Raw genomic sequence first — 21,882 nt, 5'->3', positions numbered from 1 at the left:
CGTCTGGCTGACGTAAATCTAGCGATTTTGAAGCATGCGAAAACCTGTGCAATCATGTGTTAAGATAGCAGCAGTAAACCCGCCGGCCTCTGTCTCATGCTCACTGGCGGGTCTTTTTTTGTATAGGAGTCTTACGGAGTATGCAAAACCATTCCTCACGTTTGAGCAGCAGGCTGATCAGCTGATAAGCAGAGGGATGCTTTGCGATCGCGATCGCCTGGTTCGACATCTTGAAGCTGTTGGGTATTATCGCTTAAGCGGATACTGGTATATATTCAAAGCAGAAGACGACATGTTCGAAGAAGAAACTGATTTCTCGAAGGTGTGGAACCTGTACACGTTTGATCGACAATTCCGTCTTGTTGCACTTGATGCTGTCGAGCGCGTAGAGGTATATTTTCGTACGCAGTTGGCATACTGCCTAGCTGAAACGACAGGTCCCTTCGGGTTTTTAAGTAACAGTAATTTACCCCGGCCTAGTGAAGACTCGTATATTAAGTTCATCAAAAAAAGTAGGGATGCAGTTAGCAGATCTCGAGAGCCCTTCGTCGTTCATTTTAAAGACAAGTATGGAGATTCTCACGACCTGCCTCCGTATTGGGTGTTGGTCAATACCATGGATTTTGGCATGATGTTAACCCTCTATCGAGGCGCATCGGTTGAAGTGAGGTCTTACGTCTCTGAAAAATTGGGAATAACTGCAAAAGTGTTGGAATCGTGGCTTGTCACGCTCAATACAGTTCGTAACATTTGTGCACATCACGGACGTCTATGGAACAGGACGCTTGGTACCAAGCCTATGATTCCCAACAGGAAAAAACCATATCGCCCCAGGTGCGCATGGCGTGCTCAAGAAATTGAAGCTGCGATCGAGGGGTTGTTGCGATGGAGCCGCAGAGAGCCTGCAATCTCGCTTGTAGGTTTGCGAAGCTCGCAGCAAAGAGTTCAGGTTAAAGGGGGCCCCGATGAAACTAGGGATGAAACGATGAAACGGTGGGATATTTCAGCGGGATAGCAGAAGAGGGAAAAACCGCCAAGCGCGGTATAATGCAAGCTGTCTAGTCCGTTTCGAGAAAGGCAGCAGCTATGTCCGCATCCGCCACCGTCGTCGATCGCATGAGAGCTGTTGTTGCCGAGCGCTCCCTGGCCGCCCCCGATGCCCCGGTGCTGCTCATGGTGTCGGGGGGATCGGACTCTACGGCGCTTGCCTACCTTGCCTGCGAGCTGCACCGGGCGGGCGACATCGGCGAGCTAGCCATGCTGCACGTAAACCATCAGCTGCGCGGCCAGGATGCCGACGACGATGCGCTCTTTGTGACCCGGTTGGCCGAGCTGCTGGGTGTTCCGCTGTTCTCCTGCGAGATCGATATTGCTAGCGAGGCCGAGCGTACCGGGGAGAACGTCGAGGCCGTTGCCCGTCGCGAGCGTTACCTAGCGGCGAACGAAGCGCTGGAAAGCCTCTGCCTGCATGCGGCTGCTCCGCTGGCCGACGGCCGTATCTTCACGGCGCATACGGTCGACGACCGGGTGGAGAGTTTCTACATGCGCTCTATCGTAGGTACGGGCCCCGGGGGCTTTCGCTCGATGCGCTACAAGAACGGGCCGGTCGCGCGCCCTTTGCTGGACGTGAGCCGCGACGATCTGCGCGCCTATCTGGCCCAGCGCAAACTTGCAGGAGAGCCGGTGGCTGAGGACGAGGCCGGCAACCTCTGGCGCGAGGATGCCACGAACGCTCATACCGACCGCTTCCGCGCCTATGTGCGCCATGAGATCGTGCCGCGTGCGAAAGAGCGCAACGCGCAGCTGCTCGAAGTGCTGAGCCGCACCATGAACCTTATCGCCGACGAGGACGATCTGCTGGAAGAATATGCCGAGACGCTTGCCGGGCAGCAGGTTGCTTGGGTGGAGCAGGTCGAAGGGCGCGCTCCCGACTATACTGCCGGCTGCGTGCTGGCTCCCGCTCTGGTTGCCGAGCCTCGTCCGCTGCAACGTCGCGTGGTCCTGCGCGCTCTGGGCAACATGCTGGGCGCGGAGGCGCGGGTGGAGGCTGCCTCGGTAGAGGCCGTGCTCGCCGCCTACGACGAAACAACCGCTGCCCCACGCAGTGGCTACGTGGCCAACATTCAGGGCGACTTGGCCGTCAGCGCCAACAAGCACGGTGTGCGCATCGAACCCATGTCGGCCTTTCGCGCTCGCCGCAAACGGGCCTAGCGCCAGGTGCCCTCGCCGAGCATAGCCGCGGGTAGCCACGCGCCCACCGACCTCGACGCTCCCCACCAGGCAAGGATGCCCTTGCGCCATCAATACACGCCCTGCCTAACGAGTTCAAGCTGTTTTTGCTGAAGAAAAAAATCAGCTACGGCAACGTAGAAAGATGCTTCCTCGGGTTGGCTTGTCTTTTCCAGCAGCCGGGCATCGGGCCTTTGGGAGAAGGCATCGCGGCAGGCGAGGTAGAGGTTGTGCAGATCGTTTTCGGAGTCGGTCGACGAGCTTGTCGCCGGATCGTTCGATGGAGTAAAGGGAGACTTATTGATAGTTTTTGAATCGGGCGTTCGAGGTCGGCCGCTGCGCGGTTTTTCCATTGCGCGTTGCAGTACATCCTCGTCGCGTAAGGTCCACGTGCGTCCAACCTTCTGCGCAGGCATCGTTCCTTCGGCGATAAGGGCGCGGACGCGTGCGGGGGACACTCCCAGCAATTGAGCACCTTCGCTTACTGACAGCATGGCAATCCTTTCGGTTTTCACTACTACAGTAAAACCATTGCGTTATCGCAATGGTTTTTGCAAAGCGTTGCGCGGAAATCGTGGATAGGGGCGGGAAGGGGTGGGCGGGGTTGCGCTGCGCTACAATAGCGAACATGGAAAACGAACAGAACACCCAAACCGCCGCACCGCTCGACCAACCGTGCGCTGAAGCCGCCGCACCGGTCGACCAGCCGTGCAGCGAAGCTGCCAACGATACGTCGGCAGAGATCAACCTCGCAGAATTCGACGTTATCTTGGCCAGCGGCTCGCCGCGGCGCAAGCAGCTGATGGAGGATGCGGGCATCGCATTCGACGTGCGCGTCTCGGATGTGGACGAGCAGCTCGATGCCGACCTTTTGGCCGATCCTCCCGAAGCAGCCAAGAAACTGGCGGAGCGCAAGGCGGGCGCTGTCGTCCAAGAAGTCCTGTCCGAGGACTACTTGGGTATGGCCATGGTGCTGGGCGCCGATACGATGGTGGTGTGCGACGGCGAGATATTCGGCAAGCCGCAAAACCTCTCGGATGCGAAGCACATGCTGCGCTGTCTGGAGGGCAGGACGCACGAAGTGCTCACGGCGGTGTCGGTGTGGCTGGTGGCTGCGCCCGAACCGGAGAAGATATCGCTCGGGTTCCGTACGTTCGTGGATGCGACGGCGGTGACGTTCCGCGCGCTTTCCGACGAGGAGATCGACGATTACCTGCGTCAGGGCGAGTCGTTTGACAAGGCGGGTGCCTACGCAATCCAAGGGGCGGGTGCCGCTCTGGTGGAGCGCATTGACGGCGCGCTCGATACGGTTATCGGCATGCCGGTTGGGCGCCTGCTCGAGGAGTTCCCGGACCTTGTTGCTCCGGTGGCCTAGCGAAACCTATACGCCCTGTTCCCACGCGGAAATGTAAAAATCGTGGCCCTTGGCTCGGCGTTGCCATCTTGTCGCCATTTCTGAGGGGGTCAATGGTACACTAGCCAAATCTCAAGGTAAGCGTGATGTCACTGCTCACGTATTGTGTTTCGATACGAGGCATGAGAGAGCCGTTGCGAACGCGTGGAAGAGGATACGGAAACCGTGCATAACGATATTGCGGAAGTGCTGTTCACCGAGGAAGAAATCGCTCAGCGCGTAGGCGAGATCGGTCGCGCTATTACCAGCGACTACGCCGAAAAGGACAGCATCGTCCTCGTTTCCGTGCTGCGCGGTGCGGCCATCTTCATGGCCGACCTCGCCCGACAGATCGAGCTGCCGGTGGAGATGGACTATATGGCCATCTCATCGTACGGCAATGGTGCGAAAAGTTCGGGTGTCGTACGCATTCTGAAGGACCTTACCTCCGAGATCGAAGGCCGCCACGTTATCGTGGCTGAGGATATTCTCGATTCGGGCCTTACCCTGAAGTACCTGTTGAAGAACCTGTCGTCGCGCCATCCTGCTTCCATCGAAGTGGCGACGCTTCTGAGGAAGAAGACGCGCGCGCAGGCGAAGATCGATTGCAAATACGTCGGTTTCGAGTGCCCCGACGAGTTTATCGTCGGTTACGGGCTGGATTATGCGGAGCGCTACCGCAACCTGCCCTGTATCGGCATCTTGAAGCCGGAGATCTACCACTGACGATGAGCCTCCGGGCTGGCCGCACCGCCTCGGTGCCGGCCCGTACTGCGGGGCGAGACATGCGGCGGCAGGTCGGGCGCATTGCGGGTGCAAACCGGCAAGGGGCGCGACGGCAGCTGACCGGACGAGAAGGAAAGTAAGACCTTATGGCACAGCAAAACAAACCTCAGCAGAACAAGCAGTCGCAGTTTCAGCAGCCCAGTCCGCGCACGACTATCATCTCCGTGCTGCTGTTCATGCTAGTGGCCTTCTTCGTGGGCCAGCAATTCATGAACATGACGAACACGACGCAGACCGACACCCTTATCACGTCTGAGTTCACGCAGGCCGTCGAGCAGGATCGCGTGACGAAGGTTGTCTACGATGCCGGCGGACATACGGTAACGGGTACGTACTTCCCAGCTGTCACGGCGGGCTCTACGGCAGCCGATGCGTTTAACGAGGCGTTCCAGGCGCTCAACGCGCGCATGGCCACCATCAAGAACCCCGATACCGGCAAGGCGCTCGGCGGCGTTGGCACGTCCGATGTTGCGGCAGCCACGTTGGGCACCGAGCATAACTTCACGTCCACCTATGTGGGCCAGGATTCGCTCGGCCAGCTTATGGCTGCGCATCCGAACATCCCCTACCAGATACAGCTGCCCTCGGCGCTTTGGGACATTCTGGGCACGCTGCTGCCCATCATCGTCATCGGCGCGCTGCTGTTCTTCTTCTTCTCGCAGATGCAGAAGGCGAACAACTCGCAGATGAGCTTCGGCAAGGCCAAGACGAAGAAGACCAGCGAAGAGCGTCCCGATGTGAAGTTCTCCGACGTGGCGGGTGTCGACGAAGCTGTCGAGGAGATGACGGAGATCAAGGACTTCTTGGCCAATCCCGCCAAGTACCAGTCGATGGGTGCAAAGATCCCGCGCGGCTGCCTGTTGGTGGGCCCTCCGGGTACCGGCAAGACGCTGCTGGCTCGTGCGGTTGCCGGCGAGGCAGGCGTGCCGTTCTTCAGCATTTCCGGCTCCGACTTCGTGGAGATGTTCGTGGGCGTGGGTGCGTCCCGCGTGCGCGACCTGTTCCAGCAGGCTAAGGACGCGGCTCCCGCCATCATCTTCATCGATGAGATTGACGCCGTGGGCCGTCAGCGCGGTACTGGTTTGGGCGGCGGCCATGACGAGCGCGAGCAGACGCTCAACCAGCTGCTCGTGGAGATGGACGGCTTTGAGAGCAACGATTCGGTCGTGCTCGTTGCCGCGACCAACCGTGCCGACGTGCTTGATCCCGCGTTGCTGCGTCCCGGCCGTTTCGACCGCCAGATTGTGGTAGATGCGCCGGACGTGAAGGGCCGCGAGAGAATCCTGCAGGTGCACTCGAAGGACAAGCCCCTGGGTAGCGACGTAGACCTGCCGAAGATCGCCAAGCTCACGCCGGGCTTCACCGGCGCCGACTTGGCTAACCTTCTGAACGAATCGGCGCTGCTTACGGCCCGCCGCAATAAGAAGATCATCACGCAGCGCGAAGTGTCCGAGTCGATGGAGCGCGTCATCGCCGGTCCGGAGCGCAAGGGCCGCGTGCTGGATGAGAAGACGAAGCATACCATCGCTTATCACGAAAGCGGGCACGCTTTGGTGGGCCACCTGCTGTCGCATGCCGATCCGGTGCACAAGATCTCGATCATCTCGCGTGGACGTGCCTTGGGCTACACCCTGTCCATTCCCAAGGAGGACAAGGTTCTGAACTCGCTCGGCGAAATGCGCGACGACTTGGCGGTGTTTATGGGCGGCCGTGTGGCTGAAGAGATCTACTGTGACGATATTACTACCGGCGCCAGCAACGATTTGGAGCGTGCCACGAAGATGGCCCGCGCCATCGTTACGCAGTATGGCATGAGTGCCGAGCTGGGCACGCAGGTGTTTGGTCAGCCGAACCACGAAGTGTTCTTGGGTCGCGACTACGGTAATACGCAGGACTACTCCGAGGAGACGGCGCGCCGCATCGACGCCGAAGTAGCGTGCATCATGAAGGACGCGCACGACCGCGCCCATGAGATACTGATGACGCACCGCGAGCAGATGGATCTTATGGCCAGCGTGCTGCTAGAGCGCGAGACCGTTGAGGGCGAAGCGTGCCAGGCACTGCTGGACAACGAATGGGACGACTATCTGAAGCGTGAGGACGAGATCAACGCGCGCAAGGAGCAGGAAGAGGCCGATGCCCGCGCCCGTGACGAGAAGCTTGCGGATGTGAATTGGCGCGACGAGTCGGTGGAGCCGGGCGACCAAGATCCGAACCCGCCGTACCGCGAGGCGGCCGAGGGCGACGAGGCGAAGGGCGACGGAGAGAATAAATGATCTGGCGCTGCGCAACGCATGAGTTTGATACCAAGATGCCCGTGGTCATGGGCATCTTGAATGTAACGCCCGACTCGTTCTCCGATGGGGGCGAGCACGAGGGCTTCGAAGCCGCTCTTGTCCATGCTGAGCGCATGGTGGAAGAGGGCGCGGCCCTTATCGACGTGGGAGGCGAATCTACCCGTCCGGGTGCAGCAGCCGTCACTGTTGAAGAAGAGCTGGCCCGTACGATCCCGGTGGTCGAGGCCCTGTCCAAGCGGGGCATGTGCGTGAGCATAGACACGCGCCATGCTTCGGTGGCGCGCGCTGCGGTGGAGGCGGGCGCCTCCGTCATCAACGACGTATCGGGGTTTTGCGACGCGGCTATGGTAGACGTGGCGCGCGCGAGCGACGTGGGTCTGGTGGTCATGCATATGCAGGGCGACCCGTCTACGATGCAGGACGATCCTGTCTATGCCGACGTAGTCGGCGAGGTGCGCGACTACTTGCGCGACCGTGCTGCGGCATTGGAGACGGCCGGTATTGCTCGCGAGCGTATCTGCGTCGATCCTGGCCCCGGTTTCGGCAAGACGGCTCAACAGACCATCGAGCTGGTGCGCAACTTCCAGGAGTTCGCACGCTTGGGATACCCGGTGATGGCGGCGTTGTCTCGCAAAAGCTACCTCGGCTACGCCTACAAGATCGACGAACCACGCGACCGTGACCAGGTATCTGCTGCCGAAGCGCTGATGGCATGCGAGCTCGGTGCGAGCATCGTGCGTGCGCATAACGTGGGGGAGACGGTCAAGGCGCTCAAAGACCTGCGTCCCTATGCGGTGCTGGGCTTGGGCTGCAACGTGGCGCTGGTGGCCCACCCGGGCGAAGAGCGCGAGGGCAAGATAGCGTTGCTGAACCAGGCGATTACCGAACTGTGCTCGCTGCCCGATTCCCAGATCATCGACATTTCCAGCTTCTACGAAAGCGAGCCTGCCTACTACTTGGATCAGGACGTGTTCGTGAACGCCGTGATCCTTATGCGTACGGGCCTCGCGCCCAAAGAGCTGCTGAAATACTTGCAGGCCATCGAGAACAGCTTAGGCCGCGTGCGCGAGATCGAGAACGGCCCGCGTACCTGCGATCTGGATATCATCGACTACCAGCTGTACGTGACCGACAACGACCTGCTTACCCTGCCGCATCCCCGTGCTCTTGAGCGGGATTTCGTGGTGAAGCCGCTTATGGAATTGCTGCCCGGCCATGTGCTGGCCAATGACGTGCCGGTGACAGGCGAGGCCGTAACGGTAGGCAAAGCGTTCAAGCTGTGAGCGGGTGCTTGGAGGAGGACGGGGAGCGATCGGGTGCCGCATCGCCTTTTCGCCTGATGACTCTGGACGAAACCACTTCCACCAACGATGAGGTCAAGCGTGCCCTCGAAGCCGGCGAACCCGAAGGCCTTGCCGTGCTTGCGCGGCGGCAAACCGGCGGTTACGGCCGCCATGGTCGCACGTGGGCTAGCCCCGAGGGCGGCATGTACCTGTCGCTGCTGCTGCGGCCTTGCGTGGTGCCCGCCCGGCTACCTACGCTCAGCCTTGCGGTATCGGTGGCCGTGCGCCGTGCCCTTACGTCGCTCGAAGGTCTGGACCATCCCGATAAGGTGCTTATCAAATGGCCCAACGACCTAGTAGTTCCCCTGGCGGCACCATCGCCTCAAGCGGGAGGGGGATGCGGCGATCGTCCCTTCGACGCAACACCTCGAGCAAGCAGGGAAGGTGCTCGCTGCACCCTTTCGGCTCCTTCCCTGCGCAGCACGTATCGCAAGCTGTGCGGCATCTCCTTGGAAGCGCATGCTGGTGGCATATGCGTCGGCATTGGCGTGAACGTGCAAAGCTCTTCCCTTACTCGGGAGGTGGTGGGGGAAAACACCCTTATATCCCTTTCTGAACGGGGATATACCGACTCGATCGACAAGGTTGCCGCAGCTGTTTTGCAGGCCCTTGAATCCGTCTATGTCCTCTGGTGCACTGAAGGATTCATGCCTTTCCAACAAGAGTACGAGAGCTGCTCCTTCCTATCAGGTCGTTTCGTAGGCATGGTAGACCAGCTTGGCAACCTCATGGCGGAAGGCACGGTGTCGGGCATCGACCAGCAAGGTCGTCTGGTGCTCGAAACTTCAAACGGTGCTTTTGTGCCGGTTTCCTCCGGTGAGGCGCACGTACGCTAGCGATCGGGCAGGGCGGTGCTTCCCGCTTTCTTCACGCTGCCGTTGGCGGCGATGGTCTGTGGTTGCTTTGTGAACTAACACGCTCATGTTCCTTTAATTTTGAGTAAGTAGGTAAAATATCTTGTTACCCAAAAAATGAGAAAGGCAGCATCGAAGCTATGTCAGCAGCCGCAGCAAACGTAAAGCTCCCTCTTGATCTCAACGAAGACAGCACGGGTGCACCGCTCGGGCAAGACCCCAAGAATCCCGGGCGCGACAACAAAGTAAGCCGCATGGGTACCGCTTCTATCCCCCTGCTTATCACCGAGTTTGCCGTTCCTGCTATTTTGGGCATGTTGGTGAACGGTGCCTACAACGTTATCGACTCCATCTTCTTGGGCCAGGCCATGGGTGAGATCGGCCTTTCGGCCGCCACGGTGGCCAACCCCACCATGATCGTGTTCCTGGCTATTGCCATGCTTATCGGCAACGGCGGCAACGCGCTGGCCGCACTGCGTTTGGGCGAGGGCCGCCGCGTCGATGCCGAGATTAGCCTAGGCAACACAGTGTTTCTCAGTCTGGCAGTTTCGGTAGTTATCGCGCTTGCGGCGGCCAACCCCGTCGTCATCGACGGCTTGCTTACGCTCTCCAGCGCTACCGACGATGTGCGCCCTTATGCCAAGTCGTTCTTGCAGATTATCTGCTTCGGCTTCGTGTTCCAGTGCATAGGCATGGGTGTGAACAACTTCATTCGTACGGCAGGCGCTCCGAACCGGGCACTGGTTACGATGCTGATCGGCGCGGTGTTCTGCACGCTGTTCAACTACCTGTTCGTTATTCGGTTCGGCTGGGGCGTCGAGGGCAGTGCCTTGGCTACCGTGTTGGGGCAGGCAATGTCGTGTGTGGCGGTGGTATGGTACTTCGTCTTCACGAAGAACGTGCCGCTGAAACTGCACTTCCGCTACATGGTTCCGCATCTGAAGGTTATCGGGACCATCGTGTCGCTCGGTGCGGCCAGCTTTGTGGTGCAGGCAGGTATGGCGGTGGTCAGCTTCGTTCTGAACAGCTTGCTGGTGAGGTACGGTGCTGTGAGCGCCATTGGAGCCGATGACGCCCTTGCATCCATCGGCGTGGTGCAGCGCGTGTCCATGTTTACGGTATTGCCGCTCATTGGCGTGTCTATCGCCATCCAACCGCTGCTGGGCTTCAACTACGGCGCGAAGCTTATCGGCCGCGTGCGCCATACGCTGTGGTACGGCATTGGCGGCGCTACGGTGCTGGGTATAGTGATGTGGGCGGTGGTGCATCTGTTCCCCGAGGCTATCGTGAACGTGTTCGGTATCACGCATAACGGATTGGTGGACTTCACCGTGTTCGCGCTGAAGGTGCAGCTGTTCATGTTGCCGTTCATTGGTTTTCAGATTGTGGGTGCCAACTACTTCCAAGCAACCGGCCAGCCTTTGAAGTCTATCGTCTTGTCGCTCACGCGCCAGATCCTGTTCCTGGTGCCGCTGCTGTTCGTGCTGCCTGAAATGCTGCCGCATCTTATGCCCCAGTACACCGGTTTGGATGCGCTGTATTTCGCCGCTCCCGTGTCGGACTTCCTGGCGATCTTTTTGACGGTGGTGTTCATTGCGCTTGAAATGCGTCGCCTGAAAAGGCTGGAAAGCGGCGAGATTACGTCTAAGTTCTAGCGCTTGCTTATCGCAAGGCCCCTGGGATGCCTTGCGATTGTCACCCTCCGACAGTTTCTCGGTCGACGCCGACCGACGCAGTGCGTTAGGCTGGTCGCCGACAAAAAAGGCACATTGCCTTACGGCGAGAGGAAGAGGGTTGTGTATGCAGCAGGCGAAGCAGGCTCAGGGCATGGTGCAGGGCCGAACGCGTTCGATTGCGTTCGTGGGTCTGTCGATTGCGCTCATGGCGGTTTCAGCATGGGTGTCGGTTCCGTTGGGCCCGGTCCCCTTTACCTTGCAGACCTTCGTCATGGTGTTCGTGCTCTTGGTGCTGACGCCGCGCCAGTGCCTTGCGGCGCTTGGCGGGTACCTTGTGCTGGGGGCTATCGGGCTGCCGGTGTTCTCGTCCATGCGCGGCGGCATCGGCGTGCTGGCGGGGCCGACCGGCGGATTTCTCTGGGGCTTCCTGCTCGGTGCGGTGGCGGCCCTGGCATTTTTGCAGATAGTTCACGCGCGCAGGCAGGCTTCCGCTGAAGGCAAGGCAGACGGGAAGGGCCTGGTTTTCGACCTGATCGCAGGGTTCCTGTTCTTGGCGGTAACGTATGTATGCGGATGGGGGCAGCTTATGGTGGTGGCGTCGCTCGACCCTGCGGCGGCGTTCGCTATTGCCGTGGCACCTTTTTTGGTCGTGGATGCGCTCAAGCTTGTGGCAGGCGTGCTTACGGCGCGGGCTGTGCGCAGGGCGCTGCCTAGTAAGCGATAGGGGAAGCGATAGGGGAAGCGATAGGGGAAGCGATAGGGGAAGCGATAGGGGAAGCGAGCCGGTGCTGCTTGCGTCGAAGAGAGGCATGCCGACAGAAAAGTCTTGAGGCATGCCTCCCTTATCTCTGCGTCTCTATGCTTCGTACAGCACGGCACCCGAGGTAAAGCCGCCGCCGAAGGCCACGAGGATTATCTTGTCGCCCCGGTTGATGCGCCCGTTTGCGTATGCGTCGCAGAGCGCCATGGGCACGCTTGCGGCGGAAGTGTTCCCGGTATGGGCAATGGACAGCTGGAAGAAATCCATCGGACGGTTCAGTTTTTTGGCAGCGTATTTGATAATGCGCTCGTTTGCCTGGTGGGGAATGATGCAGGCAATATCGTCGAGCGAGAGATTCGCGCGGCTCAGCACTTGGTTCACGGCTTCGGTCATGGCTTCTGCGGCGAACTTGAATACCTTGGGGCCGTCCATGTACAGCACTTGGCGCGGACGTCCCGCTTCGACGAGCTCGGCTACGCCTAGCTCGTCATCGATGCCCTGCTCTGCGGCGCCGAAGAGGGCTGGCACTTCCTTGAGAGTTCCGTCTGCGTTGAACGGCTGCGGCGCATCGTAGGCGGCAGGGCTCGAAAGAGCGTTGGCAAAGTCGTCCTGGTTCACGATGAAGCTGCCCATGATGCCGGGACGTGTCTCGTCCCACTCCAGCACCGCAGCTCCGGCGCCGTCTCCGAACAGGACGCAGGTATTGCGGTCGGCCCAGTTTGTCAGGCGGGTAAGGCGCTCGGCACCGATGACAAGGGCCCGGCGGATAGGGTTGCGCCCGGCGGCCCCGGCACTCGTAGGGGCGCAAGCGGCCATCATGCTCTCGGCGATGGTCGTGCCGTACACAAAGCCCGTGCAAGCAGCATTCACGTCGAAGGCGATGGCGTTTTCGAGGCCTAGGCGGCGACGCAGCAGGCCAGCCATCGAGGGGCATACGGTGTCGGGTGTGATGGTCGCGAATACGACGAGGTCGATCTCGCTTGCGTCGAAGCGGCGCTCGGAAAACCCGCCGTTCGTCCAGCCGAGGGCATCGCGTGCGGCCGCCTCGGCCAAATCGGCATTCGTTTCCTCGATGGCCACGTGCCGGCTTTGAATGCCGGTGCGGGTGACGATCCACTCGTCGCTCGTGTCTACCAGTGTTTCAAGCGTTTCGTTTGCCACAACAAGCGCGGGAACAGCCTTCCCGAACCCTACCAATGCACTGCCCACGGTGCTCTCCGTTCCTGCCGGCCGCTCGCGCATAGGGCGCATCGCTGAGAGAGCTCTGCGGCATACGGGTGCCGTGCTGCTAAATACTTCGATAATCAAACTAAATCAATTATACGCGCGGGCCGGCCAAAAAACGAACATGCGGTAAAAAATGCACGAAGCAGCTTTACTTCTCCGGTGCAGGTACAGCCGAGGGAAGACAGAACAGCTTCACGGTGAGCCAAGCGCCGAGGGGGTCTACCATGAGGCTGATGACGCAGCATGTTCCCCAGAGCGCAGCAGCCATACCCTTCTCTCGCCTTGCCATACTGCTCGCGGCTGTCGTTTCCGGAGCAGGCAATATGCGGTTGCGTGTTGGAGTAAATGATGTAGACTTGGACGAGCGAAAGCAGTCCACCCACGGGTTGATACCGACGCGGCTGATCGTTCTTGTAGGGGTAAATCGCTCGGGGGAGGGTGTATGGACGAGAGTGCTACTGCCAGCGTAGCGCCACGTCACACGAACGTCGGCTCGACTGGGGCGGATGCGCATTGATGCAGTAAACAGGCTCGAGGGCAAACAAGAGGACTCGAAAGCAACCGGAGTGTTTGTGATTTCAGTCAGTAATAATTTGGAGAAAGGCCTGTTGGTTGCTAGTATGGTGTACGGGGTTGACCTTTCGGCAATGCGCCAAAAAGGGGTTTGAATGAAGAGGAAAAGATTCGGCAAGATCGTTGTCGCCGTCGCTTTATGGACGCTAGGGGCGATCTTGTTCGTCATGTTGCTGCTGCAGGTGCAAGGGTATGCAGGCATCATCAACGACGCGGGATCCGTTCGCGGAGGCACGCAGCGTGTGGTGAAGATGGAACTTGCCGGGCATCCCGCCGGAGGAACCGAGAAGCGTGTGGGCATGTTGCTGGTGCAGCTCCGAGCCGTAGAAGAGGCGCGCATATACCAAAAGCCCGAAACGGTCGCCTTCATTGAAAAACTCGACGCGGTAGAACATCAATGGGAGCTCATCCTTGACGAAATCGACGCCCTCGAGCGTGGGGAGGGATCTCGCGAGCATTTGTTCGATCTCAGCGAGACACATTTCGAACTGGCTGATGCCATGGTGCTGGCGGCCCAGACGCGAGCCGACCACGATGTCTTTCGCATGGGTGCCCTCTGTACTGCGATCTTCCTGCTCGCGGCCCTCGTCATGCTGTTCATGCGCAACGACCGTATGGCAAAGCTCAAAGCCGCCTATTATCTCGATCCGGTAACGAAGCGGAAGAACGCGATCGCCTTCGAAGACCAGGCAAGTCGGATCGTCTCGAACGCGCCAAGCGACACCTATGTCGTTGCCTATACGAACGTATCGAACTTTCGCTACATCAACGAAGCTTACGGTTACGAAGCCGGCAGCCAGCTTCTTCGTGCGTTGGCTCGGATGCTCGATGAGCAGTGTCATCACGACGAGGTTGCTGCCCATGCAAATGCGGACCATTTTCTGTTGTTGCTGCGCGACGATCCGTATCGCGTCGAACGACTCTGCGAGAGCGTTGAGGAAAAGCTTCGCATCGATCCCGAGCTGCATTTTACCAACGTTCTCTCGCTTGGATGCGGTGTCAGCTCGGTGGATCATTCGAGTGCGGGGGTGTCTGCGGCCATCAGCAATGCGATCGCCGTGCTAAAAGAATCGACAGGCGACTCTGCCGTTGCGCGCTACGACGAAGCGTTCCGTGCTGTCGTCGAGTTACGGGGCCGTATCGAGCAGTGTATGGAACGGGCGCTCGGGAAAGGCGAGTTCCTGCTGTACCTGCAGCCGAAGAACAACCTTGTGGATGGGGCGGTTGTCGGAGCTGAAGCACTCTGCCGGTGGAATTCCTCCGAGTTGGGTTTCTTGCTTCCCGACTCTTTCATCCCGGTGTTCGAGAGGAACGGATTCGTCATCCGGCTCGACTTCTACATGCTTGAGCACCTTTGTCGGATCTACCCGCTTTTTCCGGTCGAAAGCGACGAGCCTTTGATCGTGTCAGTCAACTTCTCGCGGGTGACGGTGCTGTGCGACGGTTTTGTCGACCAGCTGCTCCATATTGTGGACAGTGTCGGTGTGCCGCACGGCTGCATCGAGATCGAAGCAACCGAGAGCGCTTTTGTCATGGATGAGGATGCGGTTATAAGAAAGCTTTCGGTGCTCAAGGAGAAGGGGTTCCGCTTGGCTATGGACGACTTCGGCACCGGCTATTCGTCGTTGAACCTGCTGCGCAAGCTTCCCATCGACATCCTGAAGATAGACCGCGTCTTCCTTTCGGAAAGCTCCGAGGAAGAGCGTTCCCGCTCCGTGTTGAAGGGCGTGGTGGACATAGCTGCCGATCTGGGTCTCGACATGGTTTGCGAGGGTGTTGAAACCAAGGAGCAGGCGACGATGCTGCACGAACTGGGTTGTACGGTCGGGCAAGGGTACGCCTTCTCGCGGCCCTTGCCCGTTTCCGAGTTCTGCGAGCGTTTCGGGATAATCACGCCGGATTGATGCGCCCGCCCTGCCCCCTAGCTTCTTTCGGGAGAATGCCCGTCTTCTGCCTCTATGGCCTGCGCAAGTTCGAGGAGGCTTGAAACGGTGTAGTCGGGCGGGGCATCCAGGTGCTCGACAGGCTGGTTTTGGCGGTTGATCCACCCGACGGTGAACCCGAACGACTTTGCTCCGGTCACGTCCCATGAATTAGAAGAGACGAACAGGATCTCGTGGGGCGCCAGCGCCAGATGGCTTACGGCCAGTTGATAGACTTCCGGTCGTGGCTTGAACAGCTTCACCGTGTCGGCGCTGAGGATGCCGTCCAGGTGCCCGTCCAGGCTGCTGTTGGCAACCAGCTGGTCCAGCATAGACACGTTGCCGTTTGTGAGGATGACGGCCGGACGGGGGCGGAGCAGTTCCAACGCCTCCAAAACGTCGGGGTAAGTATCCAACTCGAAGTAGGCTTTCAGGATATCGTCGATCCGGCTTGCGTCGTAATCCAGTCCCAGGGTATCGAGGGTGAAGCGCAAGGCGTCTTCGGTGATGTGCCAGAAGGTCTCGTAGCGACCCATAAGCGTGCGGAGCCACGAGTATTCCAGCTGCTTTTGCCGCCACAGCTGGCTGATCTTGCCGCCACTGCCAGGATAGGCTTCTTCGCATTTCTGGAGTACGGAATACACGTCGAACAAGGTGCCGTATGCGTCGAACGCCACACCTTTGATCATGGGATACCCTTCCTGTCGGATTCCTTTTGGCTCTGTTGCCTACGATAGCATAAACGCGGGCAGCGGTTCGGGCTTTCCGGCATACTGACGAGAGTAGTATGCCCTCTTTCGCACCTCATCAATCCCATAATTCGATGCGCGACGCCCCGATTCACGTTGCGCCGCCGATTCGCGCCAGACGGTGAGGAGGCATGCTCGTCCTAGTACTATTCGAACAAGGACAAAGGAGGGCGAAGCATGGATAAAACAGAGGGCATCACCGTCCCGCATTCTGCACCGTGTGCACCTGCCAAGGGTTCGAGTTCGAAGAGATAAGGGCTGAGAAGCTTGGAAAATACCGTATGCTCAGTGCGTAGGAAGGCGGCCGCAAGCGGCAGATTCAGCTGTTTCACATTGCCGTGGTATAGTGGGGGTTCGTAAAACTGAATATCGTTAGGCGGCTCGACCCTTTATCTTCAGAACGCCGAACCATCGAGGGTTCATTCGTTTCAACGTAGCCTACGGGCGGAGAGGAAGCGAATGAAGGAAGATATCCGCAAGATCGGCATCGGGTTCATCACGGGGCGCAAGAGCTTTCGCCATGTTCTCGCAACATACTTGAACAGTTGGGGCGACAAGATCCTCTCAGTGAGGGATTCGGTCGAATTGAGCTTGTTTGTGGCTTACGACCTGGAATACAACAACACCCAGGACAAAGACTACACCGACATCAGCATAGAGCTGAGCGAAATGCTGAGCAGCATCCATTTCATCAACCGGGCCACGATACAGGCGGAGTCGCTCGCCCTGCGCAAGGAAGGCATCCTTTCCGAGCACGAGGCGGCGCTCTTCTTCGAGAAAGGGTATGCGGGGAAACGCAACGCCATCCTGTACAGCGCCGCCAAGCAGGGCATGGATGCCATCATGTTTTTGGACGACGACGAATATCCCCTTGCGGTGCAGAAGGAAAACGGAGCAGAAAGTTGGACGGGGCAGGAAATCTTGTCCACGCACCTCGCCTCGATCGACCAGGCCCACATCACCTGCGGCCACCATTGCGGCTACATTTCCACCATCCCCAGCATCGGCTTTGACGAGTCGCTCCCCGAGCAGGATTTCCGCGTGTTCATCGAAGCTCTCAGCAACGATGTCGTCAATTGGGAAGATCTGCGAACCTTGATGCAAACCGGTGGCATAACGTATGCCGACCCCGAGGTGCTGTCCGGTCCGGCCGTAGAGGTTCCGCAGTCGGGCAACACGAAATTCATCACGGGTTCGAACCTTTGCATCAATTTGCAGGACTTGGGGGCCTTGAACCCTTTTTACAACCCGCCTTCGGCACGCGGCGAGGACACGTTCCTCAGCACCTGTCTTGCCGACAACACCGTTCTGCGCGTTCCCTGCTACACGTTCCACGACGGATTTTCTGCCTACGCCAGTCTGTTGAAAGGGGTGCTGCCCCAAAGGCTCCACCCCATAACCGCCGGCTCCAAGAAGGTGAACGCGCGGTTTTACGCGGCTTGCCTGGGCTGGGTTCGCTACAAGCCGCTGCTGCTCTACATAACCCAGCGCGATGGGTACGAGGAGTCCGTCGCCTCCATGAAACGGGGGCTGGAAAAGACGCTCCCGTTGTTGTGCCGGTACTTCGACAACCCGAAGTTCATGAAGATAGCGGACGAACTCGACAAGTACAGCGGAAACGTCGAGAAGCATTACCGGGATTTCGAGACGACCAAGGCCGCTTGGCAAAAACTCGTTTCCTACCTAGGCGGGCGCAGAGGCTGCTGAAGCGACGGCTTCCACGGTTCGGCGCTGGCCGTTTGGGGGCGGCGGCAAAAGCCGTTTGATCTGCGCCAGTAGGCAAGTGCGTGCAGGGCGTTGTCTGTCGAGCTTGGTGGCAACGGACGAGCGTCAATGAGCGGGGTTTGCGGCGATGGAGGGCAGCGCTATGATGAAGCATGCGCCGCCGTCGGGCAGGTTGATGGCTTCGACCGTGCCGTCGTGGGCATCGACGACCGATTTCACGATAGCCAGGCCCAGCCCGGTTCCGCCTGTGCCGCGGCTGCGCGAGGCGTCGGTACGGTAGAACCGGTCGAACAGCAGTTTCGGGTCTATGTCACCGAAGCCAGGGCCGTCGTCCTTTACGGCCAAGATCGAGTTGCCGCGCAGGCCGAACAGCTCGACGGTCACATGCCCGCCCGGCTCGATGAAGCGGCTGGCGTTCTCTACGAGGTTGGTTATCGCCTGTTTGAGGCGATCGGGGCTGCCGAGCACATCGGGGGCTTCGCCCACGATGCAGGCGTTTGCATCCCTGTCGCGCAGGATGGGTTCTAGCGCGTCGAGCACGTTGTGCGCCAAATGATTCAGGTTCACGCGCTGCAGCTCCAACGGCAAGGCACCGCCCTCGATGCGATGGAGTGTGAGCAGGTCGTTTGTCAGACGGCACAAGCGCTCGCTCTCGGTAATGATGATAGAGCAGAACTTCTCGTGCAGCTCGGGCGGCAGATCGGGGTCTTCCAGCATTTCTGCGTTGCCGCGAATAGCGGTCAGCGGCGTGCGCAACTCGTGAGCTACGTCGCTAACGAACTCGGCCTGACGGCTCTCTTTCAGGGCCAGGTCGCGCTGCTGCGATTTCGTTTTGTCTACCAGCAGCCCCAGAGTACGCGAGAGCTTATCGGCTTCATAGAGTCGTCCGTCGGGGGAGAACGTCGCCTCGCCCCCTGCGCGAACGACCTCGGTCTTCCGTACCAGCATATGCAACGGCTCTGCGAGAAAATGGCCGATGATCAGGCTGAGTATGAAGGTGACCAAGCCCATGGGAACAAGAAGCAGAAACGCCTTCGGTGGGGTTCCGAAGGCGAAAAAGCAAATGAGTAGGATAAGGGTCCCTGCTAGCAGCATAAGCAAGGTCGCTAGCAGGGAGAAGTATGTCTGCAGCCTTTTTATTGTTTGAACCTGTATCCGTATCCGCGAACCGTCTCAACCAGGCCTGGATCGTATCCAGCACCTTCGATTTTATCACGTAGTCGCTTGATATGGGTGTCGACGGTCTTAGTCTCCGTCAAGTATTCCCAACCCCACGCATCGCGCAGCAGATCTTCGCGTGAGACGACCTTGCCGGCGCTCTTCATCAGGCTGGCAAGCAGCTCGAATTCGCGCGGGGTCAGGTCGATCTTGCCATGCTCGCCCGAGGCGGTATGGGCATCTTCGTCCAGCGTGATGCCGCCGGCCGAGATGGCGTGGCTCGCCCCGGGGAAGTCGCCGCCCGAGCCGCGACGCAACAAGGCGCGCACGCGGGCGATGAGCTCGCGGACGCCGAAGGGCTTTGCCAGGTAGTCGTCCCCGCCGATTTCTAGGCCCACGACCTTGTCTAGCTCGGTGTCGCGTGCTGACAGGAACAGCACGGGTGCGGTGGTCTTGGCGCGCAGGCGGCGGCACAGCTCGTAGCCGTCCATGCCCGGCAGCATGATATCCAGTACGAACAAGTCGTAGGTGTTTTTCGTTGCGAGGGCCAAGGCATCTTCGCCATTGTCAACTACATCGGTGTAGAAACCCTCTTTTTTAAGGGCGTAGCTGACGAATTCGGTGATGGAGGGTTCGTCATCGACGACGAGGATGCGGTTCGGTGTATCGTTCATGTGATACCTTTCTTTAGCGCGTGCAGTCTTTTGAAAGGGAACCGTCTGCCGCTTGATATAATGATCATCCGCAACTATATCCGGTTTTGTCCGTTTCGCCTGCTTTTGAGGGGGTTTGTCAAGAATATGTTACTTGCTATCGATGTGGGGAACACCCAGACCGTTGTCGGCGTGTACGAGGGCTCGACGCTGCGGCATATGTGGCGCGTGGCTACGAACAAGAGCCATACCTGCGATGAATTGCGGGTAAAGGTATCGCCGCTGTTGGTTTCCGAGGGTATCGTCCCCGAGCAGGTGCGCGGTGCAGCATTGGCATCGGTGGTGCCGCAATTGACACAGGCGTGGTGTGCAGCGCTGCACCGCATGCTGGGACACGAGGCTTTGGTGTGCACGGCCATATCGGCCGCCGAGCTGTTCCCCACGACGTATGCCAATCCGGCCGAGATCGGCGCCGACCGCGTGGCCGATGCGGTGGCGGCGCGAGCGTTGTACGGTGCGCCGGTGGTGGTGGTGGACTTCGGCACGGCGACGAACATCGAGGTCATCGATCGCGAAGGGCAGTTCATCGGCGGCGTTATCGCGCCAGGCGTGGACACGTCGGCTGCGGCGTTGTTCTCTCGTGCGACGCGTCTGGCGGCCATCGATTTGGTGGACCCCCATACGGCTATTGGCAACAGCACCGAGGAGGCCATTCAGGCTGGCATTGTGTATGGCGAGGCCGACCGGGTGGATGGACTGGTGCGTCGCATTTTCGCGCAGCTGGGATATGAGGCTCCGGTGGTGGCCACCGGTGGTTTGGCACCGCGCGTAGCCGAGCTGTCCAGCACTATAACCACGACGAACCCCGAATTGACGCTGGAGGGCCTGCGGCTTATCTACGAGGCCCGGGAAGGTTCGGCGGCGTAAAAGGGAGCAACAATTTCATAATAGGGTTTGTGAAGAAAAATCTTACGAAAAAGGTGAATAATTCAATATAGTGACGATTTGATAGCGTTCATGAGATTTTTTCTCGTGAACGCTATCAAATTCAGTATACTCTTACCTATCGAAGGGAGATGGATATGGATATTGTTGCCTTAAAAATGACGTGCAAAAATCTCTCTAACTTTGAGGGAGGAACGCTTGATATAGATTTCGTAACCGAAAAGCGCGTATATTCCTACGAAATCGATGACAATACGGTGGAGCAGCTCGCTGGAAGCGTCTGTAAACTCAATTCAATTGCCTTTGCGGGAATCAATGCGACGGGAAAAACTACGGTACTCAATATCCTGTCAGCCTTGCTTCAAGCGTTTGTCGGCAATGATAGTTTGAAATACGATGCAAGGCTGGCAGATTATTTCGATAAAACACTGGAAGTGGACACGTACTATTTCCAGAAAAGTAAGAAGCTTCTGTATCGACTGACTTCGACGATACGGAAAAACGACGAGACAAAAGAACTGTTCTTTGAGGATGAGGTCCTTTGGAGCAAAAAAATCACGGCGCAAACCAACAAAAAGAATGTTTTTGATTTTGCTGAGGACGATGTTCAGCTTGATCGAAAGTCCGTTCAAAGCGGCTTCCTGAAAAAGGAAGACAGCATATTCTCGTCCGTGATGAATCGCTATCCGGAAGCGAACAGGGCTGTAAGAGATATGTGCCTCACGACGAATTACAATATCTTATCGACCGTCTCGCTGGAGCTCATAGTGCCCTTTGTGCGCTACCTCGATCCCTCTATTGAATACTTGAAAGTAAAAGAGCCTTCCGAAGGATCGGCACCTCGCCTTGTGTTTGAAATCAAGTTTGAAGAGCAGCCCGAATCCCTGACGGTTGAATTAGGAGATCTCGATACCTATCTTTCATCTGGCACTATAAAGGGGATTAGCTGCCTTTCGAATATTGCGCTTGCTTTTGAGGTGGGGGGATATGTGGTAATTGATGAAATAGAGAACCATCTTAATAAGACGATCGTCATCAATATCATGAATCTCTTTACCAGCAAGATCAACAAGAAGGGTGCAACGCTGCTCTTTTCGACGCACTATAGTGAAATACTCGATTCGTTTGATCGTGGCGATGGCATCTACCTTCTCACTAAAGCGCCCAAGATCAAAGTGCGGAAGTTCTCGGCGGTCGCTCTCGACAAGGATCGCAAGGATAAGAAGCGCAGTGATTTGATTCTCAGCGGATCTCTCGATTCGGCCCCGAGCTATCAAGCTTATCGGGCACTTGTGGATAGCTTGTATCGTGAGCTATGGGAAGAGGCCGCAGATGAACGTGCCTGACCAAGGCGATTCTGTTGCCTGCATTTGTGAGGGCATATCTGAAATGGCCGTTATGGATTTACTTCTTGACGCGAAGGCTTTGATATTCTCTCGGGGTCAGTTGCTGGACAAGGAGGTTCTTTCGCCTAGATACTATCGGGATTCGAGGAAGTTCAGCGACCAATACCTGACAATGGACTACGGCGACGGCAAATTGCATGTTTTTATGATTCAAGATAGAAAGGATGTCAAATACGCGCTCAGAAA

19 protein-coding genes are annotated in these 21,882 nt (G+C 58.3%); 14 read left to right on the top strand and 5 right to left on the bottom strand.

Annotated features, from left to right (window positions below; genetic code table 11):
- The first annotated feature begins 34 nt into the window (after positions 1-34).
- Together RR842_RS00555 and tilS are read left to right on the top strand one after the other, a co-directional pair.
- Positions 35-1,015 (top strand): Abi family protein, encoded by a 981-nt coding sequence (locus RR842_RS00555; RefSeq protein ID WP_332728794.1) that lies wholly within the window; start codon positions 35-37, stop codon positions 1,013-1,015.
- Between the two features lie 71 nt (positions 1,016-1,086).
- Positions 1,087-2,211 carry a tRNA lysidine(34) synthetase TilS gene (gene tilS, locus RR842_RS00550; protein WP_332728793.1) on the top strand — a complete coding sequence of 375 codons (1,125 nt, stop codon included), beginning with the start codon at positions 1,087-1,089 and terminating at the stop codon, positions 2,209-2,211.
- Positions 2,212-2,300: 89 nt separating this feature from the next.
- On the opposite strand, the gene RR842_RS00545 is transcribed toward tilS, so the two are convergent.
- Positions 2,301-2,723: a helix-turn-helix domain-containing protein gene (locus RR842_RS00545; protein ID WP_332728792.1), complete on the bottom strand. Its 423-nt coding sequence runs from the start codon at positions 2,721-2,723 to the stop codon at positions 2,301-2,303.
- 134 nt (positions 2,724-2,857) lie between these two features.
- Between RR842_RS00545 and RR842_RS00540 the strand changes: the two genes are divergently transcribed.
- From RR842_RS00540 to RR842_RS00510, 7 genes are all read left to right on the top strand, one after another.
- Positions 2,858-3,604 carry a Maf family protein gene (locus RR842_RS00540; RefSeq protein ID WP_332513567.1) on the top strand — a complete coding sequence of 249 codons (747 nt, stop codon included), beginning with the start codon at positions 2,858-2,860 and terminating at the stop codon, positions 3,602-3,604.
- 204 nt (positions 3,605-3,808) lie between these two features.
- Positions 3,809-4,348, top strand: a complete 540-nt coding sequence (gene hpt, locus RR842_RS00535; protein ID WP_332513566.1) for a hypoxanthine phosphoribosyltransferase — start codon at positions 3,809-3,811, stop codon at positions 4,346-4,348.
- Positions 4,349-4,494: 146 nt separating this feature from the next.
- Positions 4,495-6,684, top strand: a complete 2,190-nt coding sequence (ftsH, locus tag RR842_RS00530) for an ATP-dependent zinc metalloprotease FtsH (RefSeq protein WP_332513564.1) — start codon at positions 4,495-4,497, stop codon at positions 6,682-6,684.
- Positions 6,681-7,988: a dihydropteroate synthase gene (gene folP / locus RR842_RS00525; protein WP_332728791.1), complete on the top strand. Its 1,308-nt coding sequence runs from the start codon at positions 6,681-6,683 to the stop codon at positions 7,986-7,988. Before ftsH ends, folP begins: the two co-directional genes overlap by 4 nt.
- Entirely contained in the window at positions 7,985-8,884 is a 900-nt protein-coding gene (locus RR842_RS00520) for a biotin--[acetyl-CoA-carboxylase] ligase (protein WP_332728790.1), read from the top strand. The genes folP and RR842_RS00520 overlap by 4 nt, the downstream gene beginning before the upstream one ends.
- A 158-nt stretch (positions 8,885-9,042) precedes the next feature.
- Entirely contained in the window at positions 9,043-10,557 is a 1,515-nt protein-coding gene (locus RR842_RS00515; protein ID WP_332513561.1) for an MATE family efflux transporter, read from the top strand.
- Positions 10,558-10,702: 145 nt separating this feature from the next.
- Positions 10,703-11,302 (top strand): biotin transporter BioY, encoded by a 600-nt coding sequence (locus RR842_RS00510; RefSeq protein WP_332728789.1) that lies wholly within the window; start codon positions 10,703-10,705, stop codon positions 11,300-11,302.
- 132 nt (positions 11,303-11,434) lie between these two features.
- Here the strand turns inward: RR842_RS00510 and RR842_RS00505 are convergent, their stop codons facing one another.
- Entirely contained in the window at positions 11,435-12,547 is a 1,113-nt protein-coding gene (locus RR842_RS00505) for a beta-ketoacyl-ACP synthase III (protein ID WP_332728788.1), read from the bottom strand.
- Positions 12,548-13,233: 686 nt separating this feature from the next.
- Between RR842_RS00505 and RR842_RS00500 the strand changes: the two genes are divergently transcribed.
- Positions 13,234-15,042: a GGDEF domain-containing phosphodiesterase gene (locus RR842_RS00500; RefSeq protein ID WP_332728787.1), complete on the top strand. Its 1,809-nt coding sequence runs from the start codon at positions 13,234-13,236 to the stop codon at positions 15,040-15,042.
- Positions 15,043-15,059: 17 nt separating this feature from the next.
- Here RR842_RS00500 and RR842_RS00495 read toward each other — a convergent pair whose 3' ends face one another.
- Positions 15,060-15,749, bottom strand: coding sequence for a haloacid dehalogenase type II (locus RR842_RS00495; protein ID WP_332513555.1), 690 nt, complete (start codon positions 15,747-15,749; stop codon positions 15,060-15,062).
- Positions 15,750-16,268: 519 nt separating this feature from the next.
- On the opposite strand from RR842_RS00495, the gene RR842_RS00490 reads away from it, so the two are divergent.
- Positions 16,269-17,516, top strand: coding sequence for a hypothetical protein (locus RR842_RS00490; protein ID WP_332554579.1), 1,248 nt, complete (start codon positions 16,269-16,271; stop codon positions 17,514-17,516).
- A 123-nt stretch (positions 17,517-17,639) separates the two neighbouring features.
- Here RR842_RS00490 and RR842_RS00485 read toward each other — a convergent pair whose 3' ends face one another.
- The gene (locus tag RR842_RS00485) at positions 17,640-18,560 is read right to left on the bottom strand and encodes an ATP-binding protein (RefSeq protein WP_332511764.1); all 921 of its coding nucleotides are present in this window, start codon (positions 18,558-18,560) and stop codon (positions 17,640-17,642) included.
- Positions 18,561-18,670: 110 nt separating this feature from the next.
- Complete coding sequence (locus RR842_RS00480; protein WP_332511717.1) at positions 18,671-19,366, bottom strand: response regulator transcription factor; 696 nt, start codon at positions 19,364-19,366, stop codon at positions 18,671-18,673.
- 126 nt (positions 19,367-19,492) lie between these two features.
- Between RR842_RS00480 and RR842_RS00475 the strand changes: the two genes are divergently transcribed.
- The 3 genes from RR842_RS00475 to RR842_RS00465 form a co-directional block, all read left to right on the top strand.
- Positions 19,493-20,272: a type III pantothenate kinase gene (locus tag RR842_RS00475; RefSeq protein WP_332728786.1), complete on the top strand. Its 780-nt coding sequence runs from the start codon at positions 19,493-19,495 to the stop codon at positions 20,270-20,272.
- 155 nt (positions 20,273-20,427) lie between these two features.
- Entirely contained in the window at positions 20,428-21,636 is a 1,209-nt protein-coding gene (locus tag RR842_RS00470) for an AAA family ATPase (RefSeq protein WP_332511720.1), read from the top strand.
- Positions 21,623-21,882 (top strand): hypothetical protein (locus RR842_RS00465; RefSeq protein ID WP_332728785.1); only part of this gene is annotated, 260 nt, incomplete at its 3' end. The genes RR842_RS00470 and RR842_RS00465, both read left to right, overlap by 14 nt.

The organism is Gordonibacter sp., from assembly GCF_036667095.1.
GTDB lineage: Bacteria > Actinomycetota > Coriobacteriia > Coriobacteriales > Eggerthellaceae > Gordonibacter.
This window is presented reverse-complemented; position numbering and strand designations above follow the sequence as displayed.

Bases quoted from the DNA above. Each gene is read 5' to 3' on its own strand.
- RR842_RS00555 (WP_332728794.1), top strand. From the start codon at position 35: ATGCGAAAACCTGTGCAATCATGTGTTAAGATAGCAGCAGTAAACCCG.
- RR842_RS00470 (WP_332511720.1), top strand. From the start codon at position 20,428: ATGGATATTGTTGCCTTAAAAATGACGTGCAAAAATCTCTCTAACTTT.
- RR842_RS00480 (WP_332511717.1), bottom strand. From the start codon at position 19,366: ATGAACGATACACCGAACCGCATCCTCGTCGTCGATGACGAACCCTCC.
- RR842_RS00510 (WP_332728789.1), top strand. From the start codon at position 10,703: ATGCAGCAGGCGAAGCAGGCTCAGGGCATGGTGCAGGGCCGAACGCGT.
- RR842_RS00495 (WP_332513555.1), bottom strand. From the start codon at position 15,749: ATGATCAAAGGTGTGGCGTTCGACGCATACGGCACCTTGTTCGACGTG.
- RR842_RS00490 (WP_332554579.1), top strand. From the start codon at position 16,269: ATGAAGGAAGATATCCGCAAGATCGGCATCGGGTTCATCACGGGGCGC.
- ftsH (WP_332513564.1), top strand. From the start codon at position 4,495: ATGGCACAGCAAAACAAACCTCAGCAGAACAAGCAGTCGCAGTTTCAG.
- RR842_RS00545 (WP_332728792.1), bottom strand. From the start codon at position 2,723: ATGCTGTCAGTAAGCGAAGGTGCTCAATTGCTGGGAGTGTCCCCCGCA.
- RR842_RS00540 (WP_332513567.1), top strand. From the start codon at position 2,858: ATGGAAAACGAACAGAACACCCAAACCGCCGCACCGCTCGACCAACCG.
- tilS (WP_332728793.1), top strand. From the start codon at position 1,087: ATGTCCGCATCCGCCACCGTCGTCGATCGCATGAGAGCTGTTGTTGCC.
- RR842_RS00500 (WP_332728787.1), top strand. From the start codon at position 13,234: ATGAAGAGGAAAAGATTCGGCAAGATCGTTGTCGCCGTCGCTTTATGG.
- RR842_RS00475 (WP_332728786.1), top strand. From the start codon at position 19,493: ATGTTACTTGCTATCGATGTGGGGAACACCCAGACCGTTGTCGGCGTG.
- folP (WP_332728791.1), top strand. From the start codon at position 6,681: ATGATCTGGCGCTGCGCAACGCATGAGTTTGATACCAAGATGCCCGTG.
- RR842_RS00515 (WP_332513561.1), top strand. From the start codon at position 9,043: ATGTCAGCAGCCGCAGCAAACGTAAAGCTCCCTCTTGATCTCAACGAA.